We start from the raw sequence: 25510 nt of genomic DNA, 5'->3' as shown, positions 1-25510 counted from the left end.
TGTAGGAACAAGAAAAATGAATCAAAAATGTGGATTAAGTATTGTTTTTGTATTAGCTGCATGTTCTCTTCTAAAAGAAGACGCTTTAAATTAAATTATAATCAAAGAAAAGTTATTGATACAATTGGAAAGGTTGAATTAAAGTCACTTCAGAGTGATGGTTCTTGGACTCCTGAAAATTATTCTTCATTTTTGTTTGATGGAGATTTTGGTTGCTAATGTTTCTAAAATTATAGGATCATCTAAAACAACAGAAAAATATGCTGTAGAAGTGATTGAAGATGTTTCCGGTCTCCAAGGGGTTTATCGATTGCATGGCAATGGACAGTATGGAGGTATGTATCTTGTAGTAGTAGGACTTTTGCAAAAATAGCAATACAAGATACATCAGATAATATTTTAGATAAAATACATAATATACTGCGTTATAAGAATCTGTCGAACTGATAACACGGACAAAAAATCTTGATAATGCATTATCTGGGATCTGAGTTATATTTTGACTGCCTATTAAAACAGCAGAATTAGGTGCATTCTCCTATACTCCTAAATTAAAGTTTACAGCATATACAGGACCTGGATTGACACTATTATTCTCTCCAGGATTGGGATCATATACTAATTGGCCTTTTGCTGTTTTATTATCTTGGTTTATAGGATACCAGCAATCATATCTTCCCAATCACGGTTCAAATTAGAAATAGCATCAGAGGAATTTGTGGCATATGGCAACGGAATCATTGTAGGATCACCATTATCACATTGAGTTTTTGCTTCGTTCAATGTACTAAATCCTATTCCCTGATGAATAGAATCTTCTGCTGTTGGAATCTTGATCCCCATTTACCGTTATAAGCATTATATGCTCCTGAAATATGATACAACAAGAATGAAATCTTTTGTGCATCATTGTCTGTTGATCCTTGTATATTCGTAATCCAAACAGTATATTCTCCTATGTTAGTATCTGCTGCTCTTAAGTTGCTAGCTTGAGCAACAATATTAGTTACAGTAAGTGTTTTATTATTATAATTGAATTTCATTTCTTGAGTGTTTCTACGATCATATAAGTATTTATTCTGACCCGTATTCCCCAATGTCGTCAAATAATGTACCTAACTTACGAGAAGCTGTATAATCAATATTGAGAGGTGTTTTTCTATGCCAACGCGATGCTGCTGTATCTCTCTGACTTTCTGCAGTAGCTTTGAAACATCATTCGTTATCCTAAAGGTGTTAATTGGCAGAGTATTTTGATAACTGTTTCCAGTTGTATTTTCATGATGCCTTTGCATTGCTAGGAAATTTTTATCCAACGGTGCACCTGTTGATGAAGATTTCAGTAATAAAGTGCCTTTAAATTGATCAGCTCCGGTAGCTAATGTATTATAATCTTCTACAACTATCACTTTGTATACAAATGAACTAGTAATTGCATTATTAATTTTTTTGATTATTTGAAGTGATTTTGTAGATGCATCAAATGAATATTCATCAGTTGTTTGGTCTTGATAAGCTCTGTTTTAATCTAGGAGGACAATAGATCTGTCGCTTCTCAAATCACTCAATATTTGTGAGTTGTTGCCGGGAACACTGCTTTTTCGTCGGAAGTGTGCTGCATTGTCATCCGTAGCTTGAATATTCTGCATTGCTGTTTTTGCTGCATCTTTCGTGGCATTTGAGGTAATAACAATATTATTATTGTGTACTTTCATTCCATAGAACCATCGGTCAAACCCTGATGCACTCGGTGGTCCGTTAGCTAATTGGAAAATATCTTCGTTAGTGCTGATATTTTCTATCATAACAAGATCAAAAGTATAAGTACTGTTAATATCTCCGGAAAATTTATAGATGGTTGCCCTATGTTGATCTGTATGGAAGTAATATTCTGTTGTTTCTTCGGGATCATATACTCGTCTAGGAGTGGTGGTTTGAAAATCATAAAGACTTACAACAGAATCACTATTTCCTATGGTATTGATTACACCTAAATCAATACGTTTAGAATCCAATGTATATAAATTAGCTTCACTGTCTGAAAAGTTCCCCGTTGGTAACTGATTAGAGAGTAGTAAAATTATTTCCTATAGCAAATATAGCTTTATTATCTGTTTTCGCTTTTCTGTGAACTAATAATATTTTATTTTTGTAAGGTCCTATGCCATCCAGGGCATACCCATCCTTTGAGCACAGAATTTTTCCATAAGTATATTTTGTAATACTCATAAATATAACTTCTCGGAGAAGAACTCACAATATTAACAGTTAATGTATGGTTAGCTGCATCAATAGTCCAATTTGTGTGATTATTGGGATCGTAAATATATCCTGCAGGATCAGATTCTGCACTAAGATCTAGCCAAGTCTGAATTTCTTTTGGGGAAGCATCAGGATTTTTAAATGCTAAGTTAGTCATAAATGCTAACGCACTATTAATAAATGCATCTGCTTGATAATTGTAATCTTTTTGAGTTTCAAGCAAGTTTTGAGTACCCTCTATTGTATCATGTTCTACGATCTTTGCTTTAAAATGGTTAACACCTTTACCGATTTCTATTCCAAAGAGATTTATTTGATATCTGACTGAGTAGTTGTTTACCTGCTTGGTAATCAACGCCGCTTCCTAGCGCAAAACTGTCTGAAGCCGAAGGATTTTGTCCATATATTTTGATGAGATAGAACTTGTTGGTGAAATATCTTTTAAGGTCTGTACAAAGAACGGTTTTCCACTTACTGAGTTAACAACAGTCTGGAGTCCTTTAGTTGCGCGCGTGTAAAGATTCTAAACATAATGTGGACCGGGAGTATCTGCATCTCCTCCTTTATTGAGATCGAAATTCAGAGCAACTTCTGCCGGTAACACATCACCTGTGTTGTCTGTTTTAAACCATAGTGAATTATTAACTGTTCCCCATAAATTCAATACACGTGTTGAATTATCTGCTACTTCTTCAGCAATAAGAAAGAGATCGGAATTATTTCTATTCATTATAGCAGCATTTGAATCCTGATAAAAAGCATAAAATAGTACATCCCGATCAGGTGGGATTCCTAATGCCATAAATTTATTGATATCTGAATCACCAGAAGGTATAATTTTGCCGTTTAACGTACTGGAAATTATCTGGAATAATATATTGGTACTTTCTGTATCATCTTCATTAATAAATTTTAATTCTATAGTAAATATCTGCTTCTGGAGTACCCGAACTTATAACTTTTTTGGTTAATACGCGTTCTTTGATGTCAAATGTATATTGTATCGTATTATTTTTGTCAAAAACATATAGTCTGTCTAGAAACGTTTTCCATACTTTTGAAATACTTCCTATGTCTTGCAGCATACTATCTGAAATATTCACACTGTTTAACGTTGATGCATTAACAAAAGTCTGTGTATTTAAATCCCGAGATAGTGCCAACAGGAGTATCATAGGCAACAAGTTTAATTTGTTTCTAATCTGACAATATGGTGGCACCTATATATTTTTTGTGATAAGAGCCGCCAGAATTATCAGAATTCAAGAAAAACATTCCTTTTTTATGTTCACCGCTTGAAACATTAATATTTGTAATGGGGATGGCTTTATAAGTAGTAGTGGTAGTAGAGCCGCTAACTGTTACTATAGTCAAGTCATCATTTTGAGCGTTATAATTCCGATGTTTGGTTTGATGAGACAAATAAATTCCATCCTGATCCAAGCGAACAATACTACCTGTACTTAATGCATTTTATATTTCCCTCCAATCTGATTTTTTTATATTATTTTCATATCTGTGGTCTGCTTCGGGCATATCCGATGTGAAGTAACCTGTAACAACATCGAGATCATTATCTGAGAACAAGTGAGTATTGTCATTATCAATTTTTATACCAAAGTATTTGCTATGATCAGGAGATCCAGAATTTATAAGCTGGAATGTTCCTTCTGTAGAGGATCTGTCTTGAGTCATTTCCACCGTGTGAGTATGTGAAGCCACCACACCTGTAACAATTGTTTCAACCGTTACAGTTGGGTCAGTTTGTGAAGTATCAAAAGTATATTTTTTTGTATTTTTTTCACCATATACATCAAAAATTCCCGTACCTCCAGTAACCTTTACAACGCTATCTTTTGTTTTGTGTTGAGCAACAAGAGTTGTTAATACTTGATGTCCTATTAATAATGATTTATGTTCAAACAAATTCCATTTTCCAGAGCTTTTTAATTGTTCTAATGCTTGTTTTGATTTTTCAGTATCAGTACCGAATGCTATTTGTGCTCTGTTTTGTTTAACACCGCTTCCCAGTTCTCCAGCCATGAACATATCAGCAAATTCTCCATATCCTGAAAGTCTTAAAACTCCTTTTGTTGTGGATTCATCTTCGATCATCGTATAATCATAAATAAATTCTAAAGTTTCTGTGATCCCATTCTGTGTTGCGACATACTGCATTTTTATTGTTTTGTTGCCTCTGATGAATAAAGCATTGGTAGTGTTTGCCGAAGAGTAACTTGGATTTGGGTCACTGTCATCTATCATGTTGTCTCTGTAAGAAATCCAAATATTAGATCTCCTTTTGATCGCTTCTTCTATCACTCTATCATTAGCTATAGCCATTTCTTTATCCATGTAATTCCATATCACATGAAGATTTAATGCATTTTGTGCAGCTTCAGGAGAATCTCCAATTCCTACTTTCATTAAGCGGTCGTTGATAGCAGTTCCTAGTTCGATTGCCATGTATTTGTTAGTATATTTGCTTAATCCTGTATTATCCGGAGCATGACCTCCTACTAATTAAGTAATGGCCCGTTGGTCACTGATATCATTATACATTTTATAATTCATAATAACTGCAGCATGGACATCTGTTGTACTGGTATGTTGGATAATAATGTTAGTTAATTTTGTTTCTGTCTCCGAATTATTGGTATACACTTGAAATTTTAGCGAATTAAATTTACTTTGGTCGTAACTTTAAAGAAGCCGGAACCGTGTCATTTTCCAAACTATACCATTCTTTAACTTCAATGGCTTCTGCGATGGCTCTATTTAGACTGGTTGCCAAATGATTCTCTCTAAAATTCCACTCATTTTAGCTTTTCAATTGATTATACTTATTAACAGAATCTGTTTCGCTGAGATCGGCTGTTGTTCCACTTTCTCCAACAACAATACGAGCATTTTGGTCTTTATCTAAATTACCAGAGGTATCTGTGCCTAGTTCCAAGCGTACTACTTTTTAATCATATTTTTTACCTGCACCCGACAGAACAAAAATACCATTATTATCATCAATGCTGCTGCGCATTCCGATATCATAAATTTTTTCAGTCTTAGAGCTTCCTGAAATGAACTGAATAGTAACTTGTTTGTTTTCTGCATTAAAGGTCCAATTCTCCGTATCTTGAGAGTCATAATAATAAAAATTGTTATTTTCTAACTTTAAGCGTGTCCACACTTTTGCAAATGCTGTAATAATCGATTTTATATCAGTATCTGTGCTGGTTTTATCTCTGAAATTCCAAGCATTTTGTGGTACAGGGCTGGTCTGATTGAGCTTATTAAATTCTGCTTCTGCGTAAGTTGCCCCGCGTCCCAATCTGATTTTTTAGGATTGCTTCTATCCTCTACTTGAATTCGCCTGTATTTTTTATGTAAAGGAGCTGTTGCGTCATTATCAGCTGATTTCAAATAAAATTTAGCTTTTCTATTGCTGGTTATGCTGTTTGCAATATTCTCTGTAGAGCTTAGCATAATAATATTATAAGTATAAGAACGACCTACTGCCCCTTTTGGTTTCAACGGATTGAAGAGTCATATTGTCATAATTAAAGAATAATTCTTCAGTATCCGAACTACTCCAAATGCCGTTTTCCTGCACTTTAATAAAGGAATCATCGGCATCAGATGTCAATTTATGTCTTTAACTACATTACTTGAAAAAGTTAACGTGCTTTCTTTTCTATAATCATATAAGCTGTTGCTAGAGATTTTTTACATTACCTACTGTGTCTGAAATCGTTATTCGAGCATGTCCTGATGTCCCGGCATCGGTTTTAAATCCTAAATATTTACCCTCCATGCAAGCCGTTACCATTCAGCAACAGCATAATTTGCTTCTCTGAGCAAGAGCTTCCATGACTTCATATCCATATGATTCCCGATTGTTAATACTACGAGTACTTGATTTAACTGTTACAGTCCGGGCAGAAGCATCAAAAATGAAGTTTGAAGTATTTTTTCTATAGTAGAGCATTTCTGTATAATTCGGAGAACTAGGGGTAGGATCATAAAGCATACCCCATATATCTGTCTTAGGAGTCAATAAACTATCCGATAGCGAAGATTCTTGTTTTATGTCGTGAGTAAACTGATGAGCATCTTTTAATTTTTTTAGTTCCTGTAATGCTTTTTCTACTGTATCAGTATCTGCAGTTCTAGGATTCATATATAATCTAAACCAACGTCCTGTAGGTGTTGAGGAAGAATTAGAAAATACTTGATCTACACCAATAGCAACAATTCGCCCTGACAAAGGACCCGAACCTGAAAGCTTAAAAACCCCTTCTGTCACACTATTATTTTTCATCATTTGAATAGAGTATGTATGGCTTATGCGTGTATTGTCTTCACGAATTTCTGTAATTTGTACTTGTAAGAGGTCCAGCAGAAAACCATATTCTGTTGTCTTGTATAGAAGATATTTACCATTGCTTGCTGTTGCTGGAGCTTAGTATTGAATATAAGTATGACTTTTATCTTTTGCATTTTTGTAAATATTTCCAATGACTGCATAACTTAAAGGTGAGTTTTCCAAAGTATGAAAGTTAAGGTGTAAAGGAAGTTTTTGTTTGGGATCAGCAACACTGTTTGGACTGTTTGTAATACGCGCCTCATCAGACTTTGGACCGGTTCCGGTAACTGCATAAAAATAGCAGTTTTCGTATTTCGGAGTTGTTAACTCAGGAAAATCTAATCCTGTGCCATTGTAAACTTTCATAGGAGTTCCTAATTTAAAACCACCTTCCGAACTGTATACATCATTTTCCATCGTAATTGGAAACCTATTAGCATTTGTCGTCGTTGTGTTCCCTGAAGTAGACATGCGCATTATAGTAGCTTCCATCACATCAGAATCCACATTCCATATTTCTGTATTGTCTTCAATGTAATATCCATTAGGAGTATTTAATTGAACCCATGGTGTTTGTGCTCCCATATATTTTATGATTTTATTACCACTGGGTAAGGCACTTTGTTCGCTTAAGTTGAATAGTAATGCTTCTCGTTTAGATCGATTATTGTCTGCTGGATTAGGATCTGTTATATCTAATCTCGTCCTTGTACTATCGGCACCTGAACCTAGTTTTACGGATACAAATTTTTCATCAAATGGATATTCTAAATCATTATCAGCAGTTGCTCCCGGGGGTAAAGGATACTAGTTTTTTCCAGTTTGAATACACCAAAATCTTCTGATTTATTACTAGTTATCGTTAGTTTATATGATGATATCATAGGGGTAGAATTGGTGATAATCTTAATCCGAACTGTCCTATTTTGAGAATTGAAAGAATAATTTGTTATTTTCAAATTGTGGTAGTAACCATCTTCTTGTATGTCTAACCATGAAATCCCTCGTTTTTCTAAGTTAATAACAACACGATGTGGTTGTTGAGCTTTCAATCTATCTTGGTAAGGGACAGGTATACTTTTGCTTGAATCTTTTACATCTGTTTGACTAAGGTTCATTGATAAAAGGCCTGCTATATTAGCGGTATTTGTGATTTGCAAATAGAAATACATCCCATTAAGTAATCCTGTACCGGATAATTGAAAAATGCCTGCTATTTCGCTTTCGTCTTCGATCATCTTAATTTTGTAAGATGCGGTGTTACTTATTTTGTTATTGACTTCTATTATTTTTGCTGTTAAATTTTGTACGTCAAAATCCATTTGAATAGTTTCTTTCCAGTTATAAGCATTCGGAATGGTAATAGAAGATACGGAGCTGCTCGTATCAGAAAATAATGTAGTTTTTACTATGGATCTGCCTGCTGGTCCTTGAGCTACAGTGTTCAAAACTCGTGATGGGATTTCAGATGTAGATTCGCTTTCCCAGTTGAACAGTTTTTTCTGCTTAAGCTCATTGAGTACTTCAGCTTCGGAAGCAGCATGAGCCACTTTTAATCTTAATTTTTCAAAAACAGGATCATCATAATACTCAATGCCCATATAATTTCCTGATTCCAAATGATATATTTCAATATTAGGAGGGTAAAGTTTAACTGATAAAACAGTAGCTTCTCCTAAGGGAGTTTCTAACTATACGTGCAGAAGCTCCTGTAGAACGTTTACCTCGGGTCATTGGCAGAATTTGTGTCAATGCAATTTGTAAATCTTGTCCTGAAAATACTAAATTTGTTGTTTGTTTTACGTAATATTTCAAATCGTCATCCTTTAGAGGTACCACTTTTTCTCCATTTCCGTAAAGCTTAAAGCTGCGTTTAATAAGCGGATCACTAGCATATCCCCAATAATGGATAGTATGTATAGCTGCATTAAAATAGCCAGTAGCAAAGAAAATATTAGGTATAAGGACTATATTTTATGATAACTCTAAAAATTTCATTAAACTTTTTTATATTTTTCCGATAAGAATAAGTAGAGGTATCTTATGGGTAAAGTTATCAAAAATCCAAATCCTCGCGCAGTTGATCCATCTAATCAAGCTCCTGTAATTCCGCCGCGAGAATCAACTCCTATTCCTATAAAGACTGAATCAGTTGAAAATACGGCAAATATTCTGCAAGCTCGGGTTGTTGCTGTAGAAAAATTTGATTCTTTTCTCGCACAGGCAGAACAGGCTATTAAAGAAAATAAGCTTAATACTGCACTGCAGCATCTTCTTAATTTGGAAATCACCGATTTCGAAAATTTCCGTGTTCATGAGCTACTTGCTGATGTTTATTTATTGTTAGGTAATTTGGATTTAGCTAAAGAACAATGTATTATTTGTGCTAATTTGATGAAGATAGATAAAAATGATAATTTATTCAGTCTTAAAAATTTTGATGAACTGCTAAGTCAAGCCGGGAATAAAAAAGATGCAGAAAAAAAATTTAATGAAATGATGCAGAAAAAGCTTTCGCAAGATGATCTTTTTGAAAGTACAAAAACAGCTTTTGATTTAGCTGCACATTATATGGCAGTGCACGAATATAAAAAAGCAGAAACATTATTAATTGCTTTTCGAGATCGATATATTGAATGTTTGGAGGAAAATAAAGACTAAAAAGAAAATGTTCTAAATGTCAGGTCAGGTTCTAAAAATTTGATTTCAGGTTCGAGTTTGACATTAAATTTTTCATATACTTTTTGTTGAATATGACAAACTAAGTTAATAACATCCTGTGCAGTAGCGTTTCCGGTGTTGATGATGAACCCTGCATGTTTTTTTGATACTTTAGCGCCTCCTATACGGAACCCTTGAAGACCTGCATCAGCGATCAGCTTGCCGGCGAAAAATCCTTCAGGACGCTTAAAAACACTTCCAGAACTTGGCAACGATAAAGGTTGCTTGTCTTCCCGTTTTTGAGTAAGAATTTTCATTTTTTTGATTATTTCTTCCGAAGCAAGCGGCATAAGCTTGAACTGCGCTTCTAGAATCATACAGGGTTCATGTGCAAAAATACTATGACGATAGCCAAATTGATGATCTTTATTACTATACATAGAAATACCATGTTTCGGGTGCAGGACTAGTGAAGATATTAAAACATTTTTTATTTCCTCTTCATATGCGCCGGCATTCATAAATATGGCTCCCCCTACCGAACCCGGTATCCCGCAGGTAAATTCCAAGCCGCTCAATCCTAATTGTTGAGCTTTAACACTTAGATCTTTAAGTTCTAGCCCTGTACCTGCTGTGATACAGTAAGGATCAGCTGTGTCGACTGCAAACCAATCAAGATATTGTGTATTGATGATTACTGCATTTACTCCATGATCGTTGACAATGATATTAGAACCCCTGCCTAAAATAAAATAAGGAATATTTTCTTGTATCAAGTATGAGAATAACAAACAACATTGTTTTTTGTTACACGGAAATACCATTAATTTAGCACTTCCTCCTACTTGCATGGTAGTATATTGAGATAAAAAAGCTTCCTTTTTGACATCCAAATCTGGCAAAAAGCGATGCAGAATTTGGCAAAATTTATCTGAATCTAACATTAATTCCTTCATAAACATGTTAACTATTATAGCAAAGACTTAATAAAAATTCAATCTATTATAGTTAAAATTACTCAAATAAATAATAGATAATGGTTGCTTTAATAGTATAAAATGTTTTATACTATTTTATGTCAAAAGTAACTATGGGGTGAAATGTGTTCTCTTGGAAAGGCATCTATTTTTATTTGATTATACTTTTTTTATCATCCTGCCGAACTTTTCCTGTTCTTATTGATGGTCAACCTAACCGTTTGGTAGTCAATAAAGATACTGGGTGGAGTATTTTGTCTCAGCATAAATTTTATACTAAGAAGGATCGATACTCATTACAAGGTATGAAAGATTCTTTTGATGTTTTTTATTTTGAAGGCACTAGTTATACAGTAAATAATGCGAATTTATCATCAGTGCCGACTTCTTCTGTTTCTTGGCGATTTCCTTATCTTAAATTTGCTCATATGGAAAATGAATGGCTTCTCAATTGGGATTTTGCATTTTCTTCCAAAAAATTTATTGCGACAGTTTCTACAAATACAGTTCTTGATGACATAGTGTTTCGTGTTTTAGAACGATCAGCATTGGATCAATGGGATTTATTAGTAGAATTCAAACCCCGTCTTCTGCCTGATGACATTGATATTTCGTTAGGAGTTTCAGCTGATAATCAAAAGGGTGTTTTAGCATATATAGATGGAGATGAACTATGGGCAGCAATTTTTCAAGCAACTCAGCAAACTTCTATTTTAACTTTCAGAGTACTATCAACAATTCCCGAAAAATTCCTTGCTTTACAAAACAATGCTAATGAATCTATTTTTGTTTATCTTGATACGACTGAATCTCTCTATGTCAAGAAAATGAAAAATAAATCTGTCATCACAGAACGTTTGATATCTTACTTTCCATCACAAAATGTATCACTATTTCAAGATAGAGATCTGGATTATATTATTTGGATTGTTAGTGATGAGAATAATAAATTAAATATTCAAACTCTCAATTTAAATACATATGAACTTGTTACTAAAAATAAAAATCCTATTAATGGATCAAATGGAATTCTCAGAAAAGATAAAAATGGACTCTATTACTTGGCATTCATTACACCAGAGGATAAACCACGTGTTATTACGACACAAGATTTTAATTCATGGACTCAATTAGGTTCTTATACGATATCATCCTCGGAAATCAAAGATTTAAATTTTGCTCTTTTTGATACAAGTCCGGTTATAGGATATATAGATAATTCTTATTTGCACTTGATGATTTATGACAATCAAAATTTTATTGATAAACCTATTGTTTCAGTACAACAACCAGTTGCAGTTATTGAAGCGCCGTCAAGGGTAGTTCCCGATCGTCCTTTTACTGTCAGCGGCACAAATTCAATAAATTATAATCAAAATCCTCTGACATACTATTGGAAAATAGTCCATAGAGGAATTTTTAATAATCCTTATTCACCAACACCTTCTATCACTATCCCTGCGATTGGTACTTATGATCTTATATTAGAAGTCAGCGATGGTATTCAACTAAGTGCTCCTGTAACTAATAAGGTTACTACAGATAGCAGTGTTCGACCTACTAAAGTCAACTTTACTGTTATTGCGCAAACCAGCCTCCTTGAAGCGACCAGGGTATGGGCTAATATTGATACTACATTTCCTCTTAAATTTTATATAAAAGATAGTACAAATACTTTGTTTGTGACTAATTTTCTTTATGATCCTCAAGTTAAACAATTCTCTGGTAATTTTACGGTTCCCTATACAAATACGGCACTTACTTGTATGACATTCTTAACAATTGAAGACATTCACGGAAATACAATATTAAGTTCGCCTTTTGAAAATACAGTAGCGGCAAATCAGCCTTCTGCTCTGGATTCCCAAGATACTGTAAAAATCACTAATACATTCCAATACTCGCATTTGGTGCCCCCACCTTCTGGTTCGATTAATTGGGTCATAGGAACTAGTTCTACGTTACCAAAAACTATTGAATTGGTTGTTCCCGCAAGACAACTGTATACGGAAAATTTTCTTTATGATCTCATGCCATTGAATATTGTGCTTAAAGATGAAGAAAATAATCAGGTTTTAGCTACAGAAGTAATATCTACAACAGTCAACAGACCTCTAGAAACTGGATATTTTACGGCAAATTGGCGGCGTATTATCGATCCCAGTGTAGGATTAGCTTACAGAGATGTGAAAATGTATATTAGTAATGCACGTGGGGATTCATTAGAGGTATCTCTTGCATTTAATATTCCTACAGCAGCTGCCTCTTATAATATCACGATCACAAATAATGGCACGTGGAGACTAAAACAAAGTCCGACTTATCCTTATGCTTATCTTGTGGCAAAAGATATAGGGGGATTCAACGGAAGTTCTGGAGAATTATTCCATGCATTAAAAGCGGAAAGGGATAAAATTGGTCTTGCTGGGTACAGTACTCGTTGTGGTTTATTTTTCAATATGTTAGAGTTTCCTAAATCGACTTTTGGGTCTCCTTCCGTAAATATTGCAACCAATAATAATCTTGATCCATCAATAACTCCTGGGACAGGAGTAAGAGATCTCTATGGCTATTTTAATCCCATGCTTAATGGAGGGAATAATCTGCAATATTCTCTGATGTATTTTAACCCAATAAGTGCTACGGAATCAGAGTTAAACTTCCGCTGGGGATCAAGTCCGAAATCACTGCAACCGTATGCTTTTACTTTTACCAATTCAGCAGATTCTATTGTTCAAGGATCTTCTAGAATATTATATGCTAATTTTAGAGGAACAACACCTCATTTGGTATTTACTTACAATACAGAATCTACTGCTACTCCTAATAGTTTTGTTGTGAAAAGAGCATATATACCATTTGATGCCGGTTCTCCTACAGTTCCATCAACTCCTATCGAGCCAACAATAAATTCTGTTATAACAGCCGAGACCTCTCTTCGTGGTGCAAAAATGCGTTTTTTTGTTGTTGGATCTTCTACAAATACTGTAGGAGCTAATGCTTTTCAAGATATGTGGGTGACTTTAGGAAATACAGAGCTTTTGCGTTATAGTTATCGTGACTGTGGAGGTGTTACAGATTTTGTTTCTTCTACAGATGAACAGAAGACTTTTCCTACGGCTTCTTATATACCTATTATTCACACTCTTGATAATTCTCGTGAGCTTTATATTGCTGCATATGTCGATTCGGTTAAAGAAAATTTTTCTTTAACTCGGATTAATGATGATCCCAGTATTGGGCCGATAGATTCGGATGACATTGGAACAGCAGATTTATATATAGGCATTCCTAATGAAGCAACAAAAATGACATTAGATGTCCCTACAACTAATAAAACTATAGCTATGGTTTCTGATATAGTATTTCATGATGCTAACTCAACACCGCAGCAATATCTTTATGTATTTTGGATTAATAAAAATAATGAAGTTTATGGAGCACGTGCTTTGCAGAATGAGATTTCAATGGGTACTTCTCCAAATCCCACTTGGGAACATATGGGACGTATTGCGACACATGCTATAAGTATTGAGGCATTCCCAAATGAACAAAATAGACCTGTCCTTTTCATTAAAAATAATTCAGGTAAAATTTCTATTTATGAAGTTAATCTAAAATGAGAGAGGGCAGACACTCTCTCATTGATTTTCACGGTATTTTTGTATAATATTTGAATCGAGTTGATTAAAAAAATCATCTTCTTCAAGGATAGGGATATCATATTCCAAAGCTTTGCGTATTTTGTCTGGTCCTGGTTTTGCACAGGCGATAATAAAATCTGTATTTCGAGTGACTCCTGCCATAGGTTCTGCGCCTAAGCTGCTCAAAAAATTAATCATATCTTCACGACTTAATAAACGGTTTGATTTACCAGTAATAAGAATTTTTTTGCCAATGAAAGGATTATCTCCTAAGGAGGCATTATGATAATTTTCTTCTTCACGTACGGAAAAACCAGTATCAAATAGGAGTTGTAGTTCTTTTTGATTATGGGAATCACTAAAAAATTTAATTATTTCTTCAGTAGCGCTGGGACCAAGAAGAGTACTTTTTGCAGTTGTTGCTTTTATTGCTCTTAGTTCGCTTAACTTTTGTTTATCATTGATGCTTGGTTTTGCTAAAATTTCCTGAATATTTTTTTCTGCTTCTTTCATGTGTTGAATCAATTCAGATTCACGGCCGCCTTGACTGTAAGCTCGTTCGACACTCGGTAGGGATAAAAACGATTTTGCTAATTTGTTAGCACTAACGGTTCCGATGCTTCGTATTCCTAGAGCTTGTAGAAAACGTGATAATGATACTGTTTTAGCCTTATTGATTTCTGATAATAGCATATCGATACTTTTTTCGCCAAATCCTTCAAGACTAATTAATTTTTCTTTATGCTGATGAAGAGTAAAAATGGAAGCTAAGGAATCGGTATATTGAAATATCGGTGATCCTAATAATCCTTTATTGAACAATTCTTCAACAACACGGTCTCCAAAACCTTCGATATCTAATCCTTGCTTTGAAACAAAGTACCGAATACGTGCTTTTACCTTGCCCGGACAAGCTGTATTAGAGCACCTTATAACGCGGGTATGCTGACGGTCATCATCATTTGTTTTTACAGTATCTCTCACTGTCAAGCTGCCGCATACAGGGCATGCTTTAGGTTCTTCTATAGTGCAGGCAGAAGAAGTCCTATCTTCCATGATAGAGCGGACAATATGAGGAATGACATCTCCAGCACGCTTTACAACTACAGTATCACCGATGCGGAAATTATGTTCGGTAATATAATCGAAATTGTGAAGGGATGCACGGGATATCATAGCTCCGGATAAATCCACAGGCTCAAGAATAGCTACTGGTGTTATAGCTCCGGTGCGTCCAACTTCGTATTCTACGTTCAGCAATTTGGTTTGTGCTTCTTCGGGTTCGAATTTCCATGCGATAGCCCATTTAGGAAAACGCTCCGCAAAACCTAAAATTTCCCGGACTTCGTCCATAACAGCTTTTGCGACTATTCCGTCTATTTCATAAGGAAGGTCTTTTCGATTGCTTTCTGTTTCTCGATAGAATTCATAAGCTTCATGAAGATTGCCGGGATGAATTATTTTAAGCACAGGCGACACAGTGAACCCGAGTTTTTTCAGAGCGTTGATACGTTCTGTATGAGTGTTAATTATTCCTATTATAGATGATTTATCTTCAGTTTTCGCATCATAGGCATAAAAAAATAATTTTCGTTCCGCTGATTGGCGAGAATCTAGTAAACGAATACTTCCAGCAGCTGCATTTCTGGGATTAGCAAATTCTTTTTCATTATTGGTTTTGCGTTGATTATTAAGCTCAGTAAAATCCTTTTTCAACATTACTGCTTCGCCGTAAACAACAAGATCCCCGGGCGCTGAACCTTCTAATTTCAAAGGAACATTCCGTATGGTGCGCACGTTTTCGGTGACAAGTTCGCCTATTTCGCCATCGCCGCGCGTTGATGCTTCGGTTAGAATACCGTTTTTATACACAAGTTCCAGTGCCAATCCGTCAAATTTATATTCTAAAACAATACTAGGGGTTGCTAAAGAAGGTAAGTGAACACTCATAACTGTGTTAAAGAAATTTTCGAATTCGGCATTAGTCATTGCATTGCTTAAGCTGAGCATTCGATACCGATGGTGGTATGGAACAAACTGAGTTAGTGGGGCTGTACCTACACGTAATGCCGGTGAATCCGGACTATAAGCTTCCGGATGAGCGGCTTCTAAGTCTAAAAGTTCTCGGAACAGTTTATCATATTCTGCATCCGAAATTTCTGGATTATCGTCCTGATAATAACGTTTATTATGGTATTCTACCAACCTACGTAATTCATGAAGGCGTTCTAAACTCATGAAAAACTCCTTAATTTTCACTGCGAAACTTGATTGAATTGGCATTGTTCCTTATAATACTATTAAACTTTATCGGAAATTCCGGGAGTACCCTAAAGTAAACCTATGAAATTTTATAAAAATATTTTGTTCTTTTTACCGTTTTGTATGTACGCTCAAGATAATGAATATTTGTTTATGTTAACTCCAGATATCAGCATCAAAAATATATTTCATCAAGAAACCGGTTCCCGTTCTTTCCAGCAACTGTTGACTTATTTCGAACATGGGCGATATTTATTTTTTCTTAATGAGCTGCAGCTTTGGAAAACGAGAAATCCATATCGCTATACTAATGAAATTGCTTGGCTGGAAGGGTATGCCTTGCTACAGGTGGATCGAACACAGGAAGCAAAAGATATATTATTATCCTTGACAAATAGCAGTAATATAGAAATTCAACAGCGTGCATTATATGATTTAGCTGGTATGCATTTTAGGGAAAATAAAATCCCAGAAGCATTGAAGTATTTACAGATTATTCAGAATACTCCCCCATCATCGATTCATGAAGCTGCTTTAGTCCAAATGATTATTATTTTGCTGCAGCAAAAAAATTATTCTAAAGCTCAAACAGAAATCAATCGTTTTAATAGTTTATACTCTTCTTCGGCTTATATTAATGAACTTTATTATTTATTGGCTTTTCGTCATTTGCTGGATGGTAACGTAAAAAAAGCTGAAGAATATAGCCTTGCGATTACGCAGACAAAAGAAAATATTTTAGTACAGCGGCTTCTTGCTGAAATTGCGCTTCAAAAAAAAGAGTACCTTAAAGCAATCCAATATTTTCAGTTGCTAACAACAAACAATAACCGTTTTCGGGATGAAGCCCACTATAAACTGGCACTCATCTACAAGTTGCAGAAAGATTATGATTCTGCCGAGCAGAATTTGAAAATTCTGATTGATTATTTTCCTTATTCTGGATATCAGGAACGTGCAAAAGCCGAATTAGCGTCCGTTTATACCTTGCTTAAGAAATATAATGAGGCTTTAAATTACTATCGTTATGAGAGTGCTTACAAAGGAGAAAGAAAAGCTAAAGCCTTGCTTAAAATTACAGAATTATATTTTCTTAAAGGGGATACACCTTCGACTTTGCGTGCGGCTCAGCGCGTTCAAAAGGAATTTCCTTACAGCAGTTATGCTAATGAGGCGCTTTATTGGATAGGTCGTGCTTATATGCAAGATAAGAAATTTCAAAAAAGTATTGATATATTCAATTCTTACCTAATTCGTGAACCTGTGAGTTCTCAAAAGGATGAGATTTCTATATTTTTAGGGCATGCTTATGCAAATATCAATAACCAAACAGAAGCTCGCCGTCACTTTCAAAGTATTGTACGTAATTCAACAAACAGCATCTTAAAGCAGAATGCTTTGTTAGGGTTAGGGCGTAGTTATAGTGTGGATAATCAGCCAAGGCGTGCTCTAGAATATTTTGATAGGATTTGGAAGACATGGCCTGATAGTGGTATTGGTGATCAAGCTTTATATCTTTCAGGAGTTGTGCGCTATAATTTGAGACAGAATAAAGAAGCTATTAATAATCTTTCCCGTTTGACTAATCAATATCCTGATTCGGCATTTAAAAATGAAGCTCTTTTAGTTCTTGCCAAGCTGCAGTTTAAAACAGAAAATTTTGATCAAGTCAAGGATATAGCAAGTTTAACATCCATTCAGGATAAAGAAATGCTTTCTGAACTAAAAGAATTATTGGCACGTAGTGAATTTCGATTAGGAAATTTTGAAAATGCGTTAACGAATTTTCGAGATGCTGCAAAATTAACTAAAAATTCTCAACGTTTAACAGCGTTGCTGCTTGCAGAGGCGTCTGCATTTCGAAATCTGGGCAGACATAAAGAAGCAGTGAAGCTTTATGAAAAATATCTGAACAGCCTTGACGAAAAAAAAGATATTGCTCAACTCCAAGATTTATTTTGGTCTGAAATTATTCTAAGTTATATAGAAGCAAAAGAATATAATAAAGCTCAGGAAACTTTGAATTATTTTTCTGCAAATTTTCCTGGAAGCCAATATCTTGGTGAAATTTATTTTAAATTAGCAGATGAGCGATTTACACAAAAAGATTATAAAAAGGCTGTACTTTTGTATCGATCTGTCCGCGAAACAGGAAACGATAAAAATCTGTATAGTGAAGCACTGCTTCGCGAGGCATGGAGTTTAAGCTTTTCGGATGAGCTTTCAGCAGAATCTTTATTTCAGGAATTTTTGGCTGCATATCCTAATCATCCTGCTGTTCCGGAAGTGTTGATTAAAATAGCAGAATTACAGGATATAAAAGGAAATAATCTGGCTGCTCAGCGATTCCGAGAAGAATTAGTTGATCGATTTGGTTCGTCTTTGGAGGCAGAAAAAGCCCGTATTTTTCTTGCAGCTCGCTTTGATAAAAATGATTCTGAAGAAACTTATAAGAAAGCAGCATCTCAATATTCGGATAAAAAACTTAAAGCAAAAATTCTTCAAAGGCTAGCTGATAAATTGGAATTAGAAAAACAAGATCTTAAAATGCTATCCATTTTAATGGAAATTCATGAGTTGAGAGATGCCGATTTAGGTGCGGATGCTGCATTAAAAGCTGGGAAATTGTATATGATTATGGGCGATGGAAAAAAGGCTTTACCTATTTTTGTCAGTATTGTTACGGATTATGATCAGAAGCATATTCCTGATGCATTGTTGGGTATTATAGAAAGTTATTTATTGATGAATGATTTTGTAAGTGCCCAAAAAATTGCTATCCGAATCTTTGAACAGTATCCAAACAGCAAACAAGCTCGTCGTGCTAGTGTTTTGTTGGCTCAAGCAGATGCTTAATTGTATTGATTATCGTATGTGTAGAATTTTCCGGAATAGTAGGAAATAATTCTTTAAATTTGTTAATATCATAAAAAAGTGTCAAAATTTGGTTAAGTAGTTCTTCAGCAGTCATTGTGGATTCGTTTAAGCAGAGTGCTGCTCCTGCATCCCTTAAGAAATAAGCATTAAGTGCTTGGTGGTTATCCGGCGACTGATGAATAGGGATAAAAAGCGCAGGTACACGGAAAAATAACGATTCACTGACAGTACCGGCACCGCTGCGTGCTACTATAGCGTCGCAGGCAGACCAAAACATATCCATACGATTGATAAAACGATATATTTTTACGTATTCTGAAAAATGTTGTTGTAGAAAATCTATTTTTCCTTCTTCAAGAAAACGATCAAATTCTTTGGCACCAAGGCTCCAAATAAGAGAAATATTATTTTTTATTATATGTGCTACTATGTCAAAAAGCGCATCATTAATGACTTTTGCTCCTTGAGAGCCTCCGGAAATACCAAGAATTTTATTCGTGCTTGCAAGGTCAAAAAAGTTGCAGGCTGTTAGCTTGTCAATTTTTTCAGAACAAAGCACAGGGTTACCGGAGAATATAATTTTGGATTGGGGAACTTTTTGGACATTGGGAAAAGCTGTAAAAACTTTCATTGCAAACTTTGCCCAAAATCGATTAGTAATTCCAGCAACACTATTTTGTTCCAGGATAAAAAGCGGGATTCTTAATAGAACAGCAGCAAGTGCAGGAATATTCGATACATATCCGCCTGTAATAATAACAGCATCAGGCTTAAAATTTTTTATTTGAGAAAAAGTTTGCAGCCATGCAGAAAAAATTTTTCCTATTTGCTGAGGAGTATTCCATGATAATCGGCGTGAGATACCCGAAATATCTACCATAATTCTATCGTTTGTATCAATTTTTTGTACCATATCATATATAAGATCCTGCTTGCGAAGAACATATATGGTTTGATTGCCTAAAGATTTTAATGTTTTGTAAACAGCAATCCCGGGTGCTAAATGGCCTCCTGTACCGCCGCCGCCTATGATAAAACGCATAAATTTTCCTTATTCTATTTCGTTAACGATTTGTTTGACATGAGTGAGAAATTCTTCTTTAGAATACAATAAAAATCGATATTCGGCTCCTGTGGTAGAATAAGGTTCCGAAATTCCTGTCAGAGACCAGAATTCAAGAAGATTAATATTAGGGCATTTTTGGAGAATTAGTAAATCAATTTCTGAAACCAATCGAGCTTGTGCCGGTAATATATGCCTATACATCAGATAGGCTTTTGATTCATACAAACAAAAATAATATTGTCGGGAACGTCGAAGAATAATAGTTCCAGGAGGTAGCATACGCATGATAAGTTTTTCGAATATGTCAACTTGTGAAGTAAAATAGTATTTCAAGTATTTATGCGCAAGAATGTATCCCCATTTGTCGTTGATAGGTGATAAATCTTTGAAATCAGGATTTTCATGGTATAAATGCTGATATTCTATCAAAGCTTGAAATTCATCTCCCCGTTTCGAAAAAAGTGAAGCTTGCATATAACGCAGTTCTAAAATAGTTTGAGGATCGGAGGCATGTTGAAGAGCATTTTCAATAAAATGCGCACCCTCTTCATAATTTTTTAAAATAATACAGAGTTCGGCATACTCTTGGATAATTTGGTTTTTATATTCGATATTGTCTGAATCTAAAAGGGCTCGGTAAACTTCAGCAGCGCGTTCGAAATTTTTTAGCGCTTTAAGTGTTCGTCCATAGTTAAAAGAGAGAATTGGTTCGCCTGCGCGATTTAAAATGCCGTAATGACGGATTGCTTTGGTATATAATCCTAAAACAGCAAGGGTTTCGGCGTAAAGGTAACGTGCTTCAGCTAATAGCGGATTTTTTTTGAGAAGTGAACGTAGAATCTGACGTGCTGGTTCAGGCTTGCCGGTGTTCAACAATAACGAAGCTAATTTATAATTAGCAAACGGATCTTCCTCAGCAAGTGATAATGCTGTTCTATAATGCATTTCTGCTCTAGTGTAGTCTTTTAATGCACAGTGGATATCTGCAATTTCTGTTTCCACTGTTATACGAATTTTGTTTTTAATATCCAGATGACGGAGAAGGCTTTCAAACCATTCCAAAGCTTCATAATATTGAAGAAGACGCATGCGAGCACGTGCTGCATGCAGATAAACATCAATAGGAAGTAATTTATTGGTTTTTCCTTGAGTAAGCTGAATAACGGTATGATAATCTGCTTGATCAAAAGCTCGGGAGACATCGAGTTCTAAGTTGTAGTGGGGCCAGAACTTATAGATACAAAAAATTCCTCCTGCCATGCTTACCATCACCGTCAGTAAGCCGGCGCTAAACATCATTAAATCCATGACTTGTCCTATATATTAAAAAGAAAATGGACAACATCTCCGTCTTTCATGGTGTATTCTTTCCCTTCTTGGCGGAGTAAACCTTTTTCTTTTGCTTTTGTCCAAGATCCTATTTCTGATAAATTGCTAAACGATATCGTTTCTGCGCGTATAAATCCTCGTTGTATATCCGTGTGAATAACACCAGCAGCTTCTGGTGCAGATGTTCCGTTGGGTATTGTCCAAGCTCTTGTTTCCTGAACACCCGTAGTGAAATAGGTCATTAAGCCAAGCAATTGATATCCTGCTTTGATCAACCGATTAAGACCGCTATTTTCCCATCCTAGTTCTTTTAGATATTCCATCATTTCATGATCTTCAAGCTCGGAAAGTTCTTGTTCTATCTGTGCTGATAGAGGTAATACTTGTGCGTTTAAGAGCTGAGATTTTTCGAGTAGAGCATGCCAATGAGGATTGTTTTCTGGCATATTAACTTCTTCTTCTGACAAATTTGCCGCAATAAGCAAAGGCTTCTCTGTTAAAAAACGGTAATTTTTTGTTAGAATCTTCTGTACGGGAGTAAGTGTTGCTTGACTGATCATCTTGCTTTGAGTAAGGAATTCTTCCAAATATGACATAAGATCAAACAATTCTTTTGCGCTTTTATTACCTGATTTTGCCATACGTTCCTGTTTTGATTTGACATTAAGAACAGTTTCGAGGTCTTTCAATGCCAGTTCATCCAAAATAATATTAATATCCCGTACCGGATCGACTGTACCAGAAACATGAATGATATCCGGGTCGTCAAAAAGCCTGGTCATTAGAATAATAGCATCAGTTTCACGGATATGGGAAAGAAATTGGTTCCCTAATCCATCGCCCTTTGATGCGCCTTCTACAAGTCCAGCAATATCAACAAACTCAACAACGGCAGGAATAATTTTTTTTGATCCGGAAATTTCCGATAAGACCTTTAGTCGGTGATCCGGAACTTCAACAACACCAATATTTGGATCTATCGTGCAAAATGGATAATTTTCGCTAGCTATTCCTGATTTGGTTAGTGCATTGAAAAGAGTTGATTTACCAACATTCGGAAGCCCTACTATTCCACAAGAAAATCCCACAAAAAACTCCTCAAAACAATAATACCATATTATAGCAGGAAATAAGATTGTCAGCAAGTTTTAAATAGAGGTCTTGAAAAAAAACTCAAAATATTTTATAATGTGCTTATTTTTTAGAGGATCATGATGATCTTAGCTCCAACTTTTTATTTTAGACCACTTTCTATCCCTATTGTTTTGTTGCATTCATACAATATCAGCTTAAGGAATCCTCTTCCGGAAGAAATTCCTCTTTTTGAACAAAGTATTAAAGTTCTCAGTGATATATTATCTGACAAAGAAAAACGAAGAATCTTATATACTTTATATCCGTTTGGCATACCGAATGCCAAAGGCACAATTACTACAGAACAATTTATTCATGAGCTTGCGAAAATATGGGTTATTGCTCAGACGAATCAGCGTATTCCTTTGAATCAGGATCTTATTGATTATGGCTATCTATGCGGCTACATTTCTGATCAGACTTACGTAATGAGTCCTAACACTTTTATTGGCGATATTAAAACAATGGAAAGGCGTGAATTATTCCGTGCTCTCAAGCGTGAATTGCCAAAAGCTTCTGTTTTGCTGGTTAATCCTCATATGCCCAATACTGATCTGTAATATCTTGAAAATTATGCATCTTGTTTGGAAAGCCTGTTAGTTCAGAACGACTTATTAAAAACTCTGCGCCTCTTAGCCCAACATCTTCGTCAAGCCAATACACATGATGTCGAAAAGCGTTTTCTTCAATATACAATTGCTTGTGAAGTATTGTTAGTCGGTAACAACCATAATAGAGTTGCAATCAGTAGACAGTTTTCCTCAAAACTGGCATTAATCCGCCATTTGAGTATTAAAAATAAACAAGAAAATATCTTATATACCCCTATTGAAATGCAACTTCATTTCAACAAGATATACGGTATGCGCTCTACTTTGCTGCATGGACGTGAAGGTGGATTCTGTAAAAAGCAATTGGCACACTATACAAGTATTTTATTTCATACACTACGCTTAGGGTTGAATATGCTTGTTCAAGACCCGCAACTGCTTATGTTTTTACGAAAATCATAGTTTAAAATCTTTAATTCCCCATTCAGGATTCATAGCAAGAATTTTCTCGACCCGTTCCAGATCTTGAGATGTATCTACGCTAACAAAGTCATAAGGGATTGACAACTGGATTTGTGGCTCAAACACTCGAAATATTTGGCGATTTTTATAAATATATTGAGTTACGTGCTCTTTATCAGTACTTGATGTGGCATTTTTGTGTGCTGATAATAATGCTTTTGGTGTGACAATTTCCACACCAGTACCAAGAGGGTTACCTAAAAAATGTGCTAAATCCATTGTTTCGTCGAACAAATCGATAAGTTGATTGGCAAGAAAAACCGATAGCAAAGGATTATCTGCAGTCACACGCATAATCGGATTTTGGACACAAAAATAACGAGCTGCATCTACATAACGTTTGAGTACATCCAACTCTGATCCTCCAAAAACTTGAATGTCTAATTTTTCTTTTTTGATAAAATCATGGAAAGTTTCTATTTCTCTATCGGGCACAAGAAGAGCATGATTTTTAATGTTTTTCATGGCTTGAACCCTTTGAATAACATGAGTTAAGATGGGTTTTCCTATTAATGGCGCAAAAATCTTTCCTGGGAAACGTTTTGATCCCAGCCGTGCTTGTATGCCTGCAAATATTTCCATAATTATCCCATTAGTCGAAATTTGAATATTTTTATATTTTGTTTTATAATATTATCAAAAATACTGAAGGTTTCTATGAATTTCACAGTTATTGTTTCGTTTATCAAGAATAACATTTTTCTATTTGTACTGTTGTTTTTTATTATTATCCTTTTCATTAAAAATAGGGGCTTGTCGAAAAAGATAATGCATTTAGAGCAGCATTTATTCAGTTTTGAAAGAAACGTCGATCAAAAAAATAATATCCTTGAAAACGTTACATCTCGACTTACTTTAGGTATGCCTGTAAACCTCAATCCCGAAGAGCGTGAAAGAAAATTATTGAAAACTGTTCAGGATTTAATGAATGATTTTTCAATTAAATTTAACCGCAGTATTCAAAATTATCTTTCTTCCGAACGCGATATTTGGAATAATAAATTTTCTGTTCTTCTCTACACATTAGGTAAAACAGAAAAAGATTTAGCAGAAAGCCGTGATATATTATTTCAAGATACATGGACTTCTATTGCTGAGCTAAACCAAAAAAGCCAATTACTTTTTCAAGATATGAAAGAGGATGGAATTTTTTATCGAACTCAATCTTTATGGTTGCTCGGCAATCTTTGTCTCCATCAAAACCAGTATATTGATGCATTCCGTCATTATACAGCTGCGATGAAGCTGTATAATGATGCTAAACCTTCTTTACCCTTAACTGTTTCGTTAATGTGGAAAATAGCTTTTGATTTTTGTAACTGTAGTTTAAGCTTAGATAAAAAATCTCAAAAAGATATTTTATCTAAATTTTATCTCACGCCGCATGGTATTCTCTCTTTGTATCAAATGCTTGATGATAAAGATTCTCATACAGAATTGCTGCAGAGGATCCGAATTTGGCATAATAATATCTTAGCGATTAATTAGTTCTGGTTTCCAAATGCTTTTATCTCCTTCTAGATCCAGTACAAACTGATCTTTCTCCGGGATCAAAATGGCTTGCACTTCAGGCTGGAAATATAATGATGATTGATCAAATGTGCCTAAAGTAAAATGATTGTTGTGTTCGTGAAAAAGGTAAAAAGGTTCTTGTATAACAAAGGATTGATCAGGATAGGATTCTTTCCATTCTGTTAATTCTTGAAAACTCACTATCTCCAAAGTCAATAAATCAGCAAATTGGCTGTCTTTTTGCAAAGGATTTTTCATAATACGTTCCATTGCTAGGAATAATCAGTCGCCATTTTCCATACATAAATAACGTTTAAACCACAAATGATAAACAGAAACAAGCATATTTT

Annotated in this window: 29 protein-coding genes; 7 read left to right on the top strand and 22 right to left on the bottom strand. The window is 35.0% G+C overall.

Annotation, left to right across the window (positions count from 1 at the left end):
• The first annotated feature begins 157 nt into the window (after positions 1-157).
• Entirely contained in the window at positions 158-373 is a 216-nt protein-coding gene (locus tag BM018_RS07780) for a hypothetical protein (RefSeq protein ID WP_092318411.1), read from the top strand.
• Positions 374-651: 278 nt separating this feature from the next.
• On the opposite strand, the gene BM018_RS08130 is transcribed toward BM018_RS07780, so the two are convergent.
• The 15 genes from BM018_RS08130 to BM018_RS02760 all read right to left on the bottom strand — a co-directional run bounded on the left by BM018_RS08130 (position 652) and on the right by BM018_RS02760 (position 8464).
• Positions 652-783, bottom strand: coding sequence for a hypothetical protein (locus BM018_RS08130; RefSeq protein WP_268751003.1), 132 nt, complete (start codon positions 781-783; stop codon positions 652-654).
• Positions 784-794: 11 nt separating this feature from the next.
• Positions 795-1106 carry a hypothetical protein gene (locus BM018_RS07575; protein ID WP_159428147.1) on the bottom strand — a complete coding sequence of 104 codons (312 nt, stop codon included), beginning with the start codon at positions 1104-1106 and terminating at the stop codon, positions 795-797.
• 9 nt (positions 1107-1115) lie between these two features.
• Entirely contained in the window at positions 1116-1409 is a 294-nt protein-coding gene (locus BM018_RS02815) for a hypothetical protein (protein ID WP_092318407.1), read from the bottom strand.
• A gap of 114 nt (positions 1410-1523) precedes the next feature.
• Positions 1524-2015, bottom strand: a complete 492-nt coding sequence (locus BM018_RS02810; RefSeq protein WP_092318405.1) for a hypothetical protein — start codon at positions 2013-2015, stop codon at positions 1524-1526.
• Positions 2016-2143: 128 nt separating this feature from the next.
• Positions 2144-2617 (bottom strand): hypothetical protein, encoded by a 474-nt coding sequence (locus tag BM018_RS02805; RefSeq protein ID WP_092318403.1) that lies wholly within the window; start codon positions 2615-2617, stop codon positions 2144-2146.
• A 168-nt stretch (positions 2618-2785) separates the two neighbouring features.
• On the bottom strand, positions 2786-3064 hold the full coding sequence (locus BM018_RS02800; RefSeq protein ID WP_092318401.1) for a hypothetical protein: 279 nt from the start codon (positions 3062-3064) through the stop codon (positions 2786-2788).
• A 100-nt stretch (positions 3065-3164) separates the two neighbouring features.
• Positions 3165-3425 carry a hypothetical protein gene (locus tag BM018_RS02795; protein ID WP_159428146.1) on the bottom strand — a complete coding sequence of 87 codons (261 nt, stop codon included), beginning with the start codon at positions 3423-3425 and terminating at the stop codon, positions 3165-3167.
• Between the two features lie 34 nt (positions 3426-3459).
• Positions 3460-3705 carry a hypothetical protein gene (locus BM018_RS02790; protein WP_143280384.1) on the bottom strand — a complete coding sequence of 82 codons (246 nt, stop codon included), beginning with the start codon at positions 3703-3705 and terminating at the stop codon, positions 3460-3462.
• A 30-nt stretch (positions 3706-3735) separates the two neighbouring features.
• Positions 3736-4728 carry a hypothetical protein gene (locus BM018_RS02785; protein WP_092318395.1) on the bottom strand — a complete coding sequence of 331 codons (993 nt, stop codon included), beginning with the start codon at positions 4726-4728 and terminating at the stop codon, positions 3736-3738.
• Between the two features lie 355 nt (positions 4729-5083).
• Positions 5084-5218 (bottom strand): hypothetical protein, encoded by a 135-nt coding sequence (locus BM018_RS08125; RefSeq protein WP_268751001.1) that lies wholly within the window; start codon positions 5216-5218, stop codon positions 5084-5086.
• Between the two features lie 12 nt (positions 5219-5230).
• Positions 5231-5590 carry a hypothetical protein gene (locus BM018_RS02780; RefSeq protein WP_092318393.1) on the bottom strand — a complete coding sequence of 120 codons (360 nt, stop codon included), beginning with the start codon at positions 5588-5590 and terminating at the stop codon, positions 5231-5233.
• A 498-nt stretch (positions 5591-6088) separates the two neighbouring features.
• Positions 6089-6565: a hypothetical protein gene (locus BM018_RS02775; protein WP_143280383.1), complete on the bottom strand. Its 477-nt coding sequence runs from the start codon at positions 6563-6565 to the stop codon at positions 6089-6091.
• Between the two features lie 156 nt (positions 6566-6721).
• Entirely contained in the window at positions 6722-7210 is a 489-nt protein-coding gene (locus tag BM018_RS02770; protein WP_092318390.1) for a hypothetical protein, read from the bottom strand.
• A 182-nt stretch (positions 7211-7392) separates the two neighbouring features.
• Positions 7393-8226 carry a hypothetical protein gene (locus BM018_RS02765; RefSeq protein WP_092318389.1) on the bottom strand — a complete coding sequence of 278 codons (834 nt, stop codon included), beginning with the start codon at positions 8224-8226 and terminating at the stop codon, positions 7393-7395.
• Positions 8227-8275: 49 nt separating this feature from the next.
• Positions 8276-8464, bottom strand: a complete 189-nt coding sequence (locus BM018_RS02760) for a hypothetical protein (RefSeq protein WP_092318387.1) — start codon at positions 8462-8464, stop codon at positions 8276-8278.
• Positions 8465-8668: 204 nt separating this feature from the next.
• Between BM018_RS02760 and BM018_RS02755 the strand changes: the two genes are divergently transcribed.
• Entirely contained in the window at positions 8669-9286 is a 618-nt protein-coding gene (locus BM018_RS02755) for a tetratricopeptide repeat protein (RefSeq protein ID WP_092318385.1), read from the top strand.
• On the opposite strand, the gene murB is transcribed toward BM018_RS02755, so the two are convergent.
• The gene (gene murB / locus BM018_RS02750) at positions 9283-10230 is read right to left on the bottom strand and encodes a UDP-N-acetylmuramate dehydrogenase (protein ID WP_159428145.1); all 948 of its coding nucleotides are present in this window, start codon (positions 10228-10230) and stop codon (positions 9283-9285) included. The genes BM018_RS02755 and murB overlap by 4 nt on opposite strands.
• 158 nt (positions 10231-10388) lie before the next feature.
• Here murB and BM018_RS02745 point away from each other — a divergent pair, with 158 nt between their 5' ends.
• Positions 10389-13886: a hypothetical protein gene (locus BM018_RS02745; protein WP_092318381.1), complete on the top strand. Its 3498-nt coding sequence runs from the start codon at positions 10389-10391 to the stop codon at positions 13884-13886.
• 18 nt (positions 13887-13904) lie between these two features.
• Here BM018_RS02745 and ligA read toward each other — a convergent pair whose 3' ends face one another.
• Positions 13905-16145: an NAD-dependent DNA ligase LigA gene (gene ligA, locus BM018_RS02740; protein ID WP_159428144.1), complete on the bottom strand. Its 2241-nt coding sequence runs from the start codon at positions 16143-16145 to the stop codon at positions 13905-13907.
• 105 nt (positions 16146-16250) lie between these two features.
• Between ligA and BM018_RS02735 the strand changes: the two genes are divergently transcribed.
• Complete coding sequence (locus tag BM018_RS02735; RefSeq protein ID WP_092318376.1) at positions 16251-19025, top strand: tetratricopeptide repeat protein; 2775 nt, start codon at positions 16251-16253, stop codon at positions 19023-19025.
• On the opposite strand, the gene BM018_RS02730 is transcribed toward BM018_RS02735, so the two are convergent.
• The 3 genes from BM018_RS02730 to ychF are packed head-to-tail and all read right to left on the bottom strand — an operon-like array spanning position 18994 to position 22529.
• On the bottom strand, positions 18994-20088 hold the full coding sequence (locus tag BM018_RS02730) for a UDP-N-acetylglucosamine--N-acetylmuramyl-(pentapeptide) pyrophosphoryl-undecaprenol N-acetylglucosamine transferase (protein ID WP_092318373.1): 1095 nt from the start codon (positions 20086-20088) through the stop codon (positions 18994-18996). The two genes, BM018_RS02735 and BM018_RS02730, sit on opposite strands and share 32 nt — an antisense overlap.
• Positions 20089-20097: 9 nt before the next feature.
• Positions 20098-21420: a CDC27 family protein gene (locus BM018_RS02725; RefSeq protein WP_092318370.1), complete on the bottom strand. Its 1323-nt coding sequence runs from the start codon at positions 21418-21420 to the stop codon at positions 20098-20100.
• Between the two features lie 8 nt (positions 21421-21428).
• The gene (gene ychF, locus BM018_RS02720; protein ID WP_092318367.1) at positions 21429-22529 is read right to left on the bottom strand and encodes a redox-regulated ATPase YchF; all 1101 of its coding nucleotides are present in this window, start codon (positions 22527-22529) and stop codon (positions 21429-21431) included.
• Between the two features lie 123 nt (positions 22530-22652).
• Between ychF and BM018_RS02715 the strand changes: the two genes are divergently transcribed.
• Together BM018_RS02715 and BM018_RS02710 are read left to right on the top strand one after the other, a co-directional pair.
• Entirely contained in the window at positions 22653-23135 is a 483-nt protein-coding gene (locus tag BM018_RS02715) for a hypothetical protein (protein WP_159428143.1), read from the top strand.
• 24 nt (positions 23136-23159) lie between these two features.
• Positions 23160-23588 (top strand): HEPN domain-containing protein, encoded by a 429-nt coding sequence (locus tag BM018_RS02710; RefSeq protein WP_092318361.1) that lies wholly within the window; start codon positions 23160-23162, stop codon positions 23586-23588.
• Here BM018_RS02710 and BM018_RS02705 read toward each other — a convergent pair.
• Positions 23583-24230, bottom strand: a complete 648-nt coding sequence (locus BM018_RS02705; RefSeq protein ID WP_092318358.1) for a cytidylyltransferase domain-containing protein — start codon at positions 24228-24230, stop codon at positions 23583-23585. The two genes, BM018_RS02710 and BM018_RS02705, sit on opposite strands and share 6 nt — an antisense overlap.
• Before the next feature lie 75 nt (positions 24231-24305).
• Here BM018_RS02705 and BM018_RS02700 point away from each other — a divergent pair, with 75 nt between their 5' ends.
• On the top strand, positions 24306-25136 hold the full coding sequence (locus BM018_RS02700) for a hypothetical protein (RefSeq protein WP_092318355.1): 831 nt from the start codon (positions 24306-24308) through the stop codon (positions 25134-25136).
• Here BM018_RS02700 and BM018_RS02695 read toward each other — a convergent pair.
• Positions 25122-25418, bottom strand: coding sequence for a hypothetical protein (locus BM018_RS02695; RefSeq protein WP_092318352.1), 297 nt, complete (start codon positions 25416-25418; stop codon positions 25122-25124). The genes BM018_RS02700 and BM018_RS02695 overlap by 15 nt on opposite strands.
• Positions 25419-25510 lie beyond the last annotated feature (92 nt).

The organism is Brevinema andersonii (genome assembly GCF_900112165.1).
Lineage (GTDB): Bacteria > Spirochaetota > Brevinematia > Brevinematales > Brevinemataceae > Brevinema > Brevinema andersonii.
Note: the sequence above shows the minus strand (reverse complement) of the source record. Positions and strands in the feature narration are given on the sequence as shown.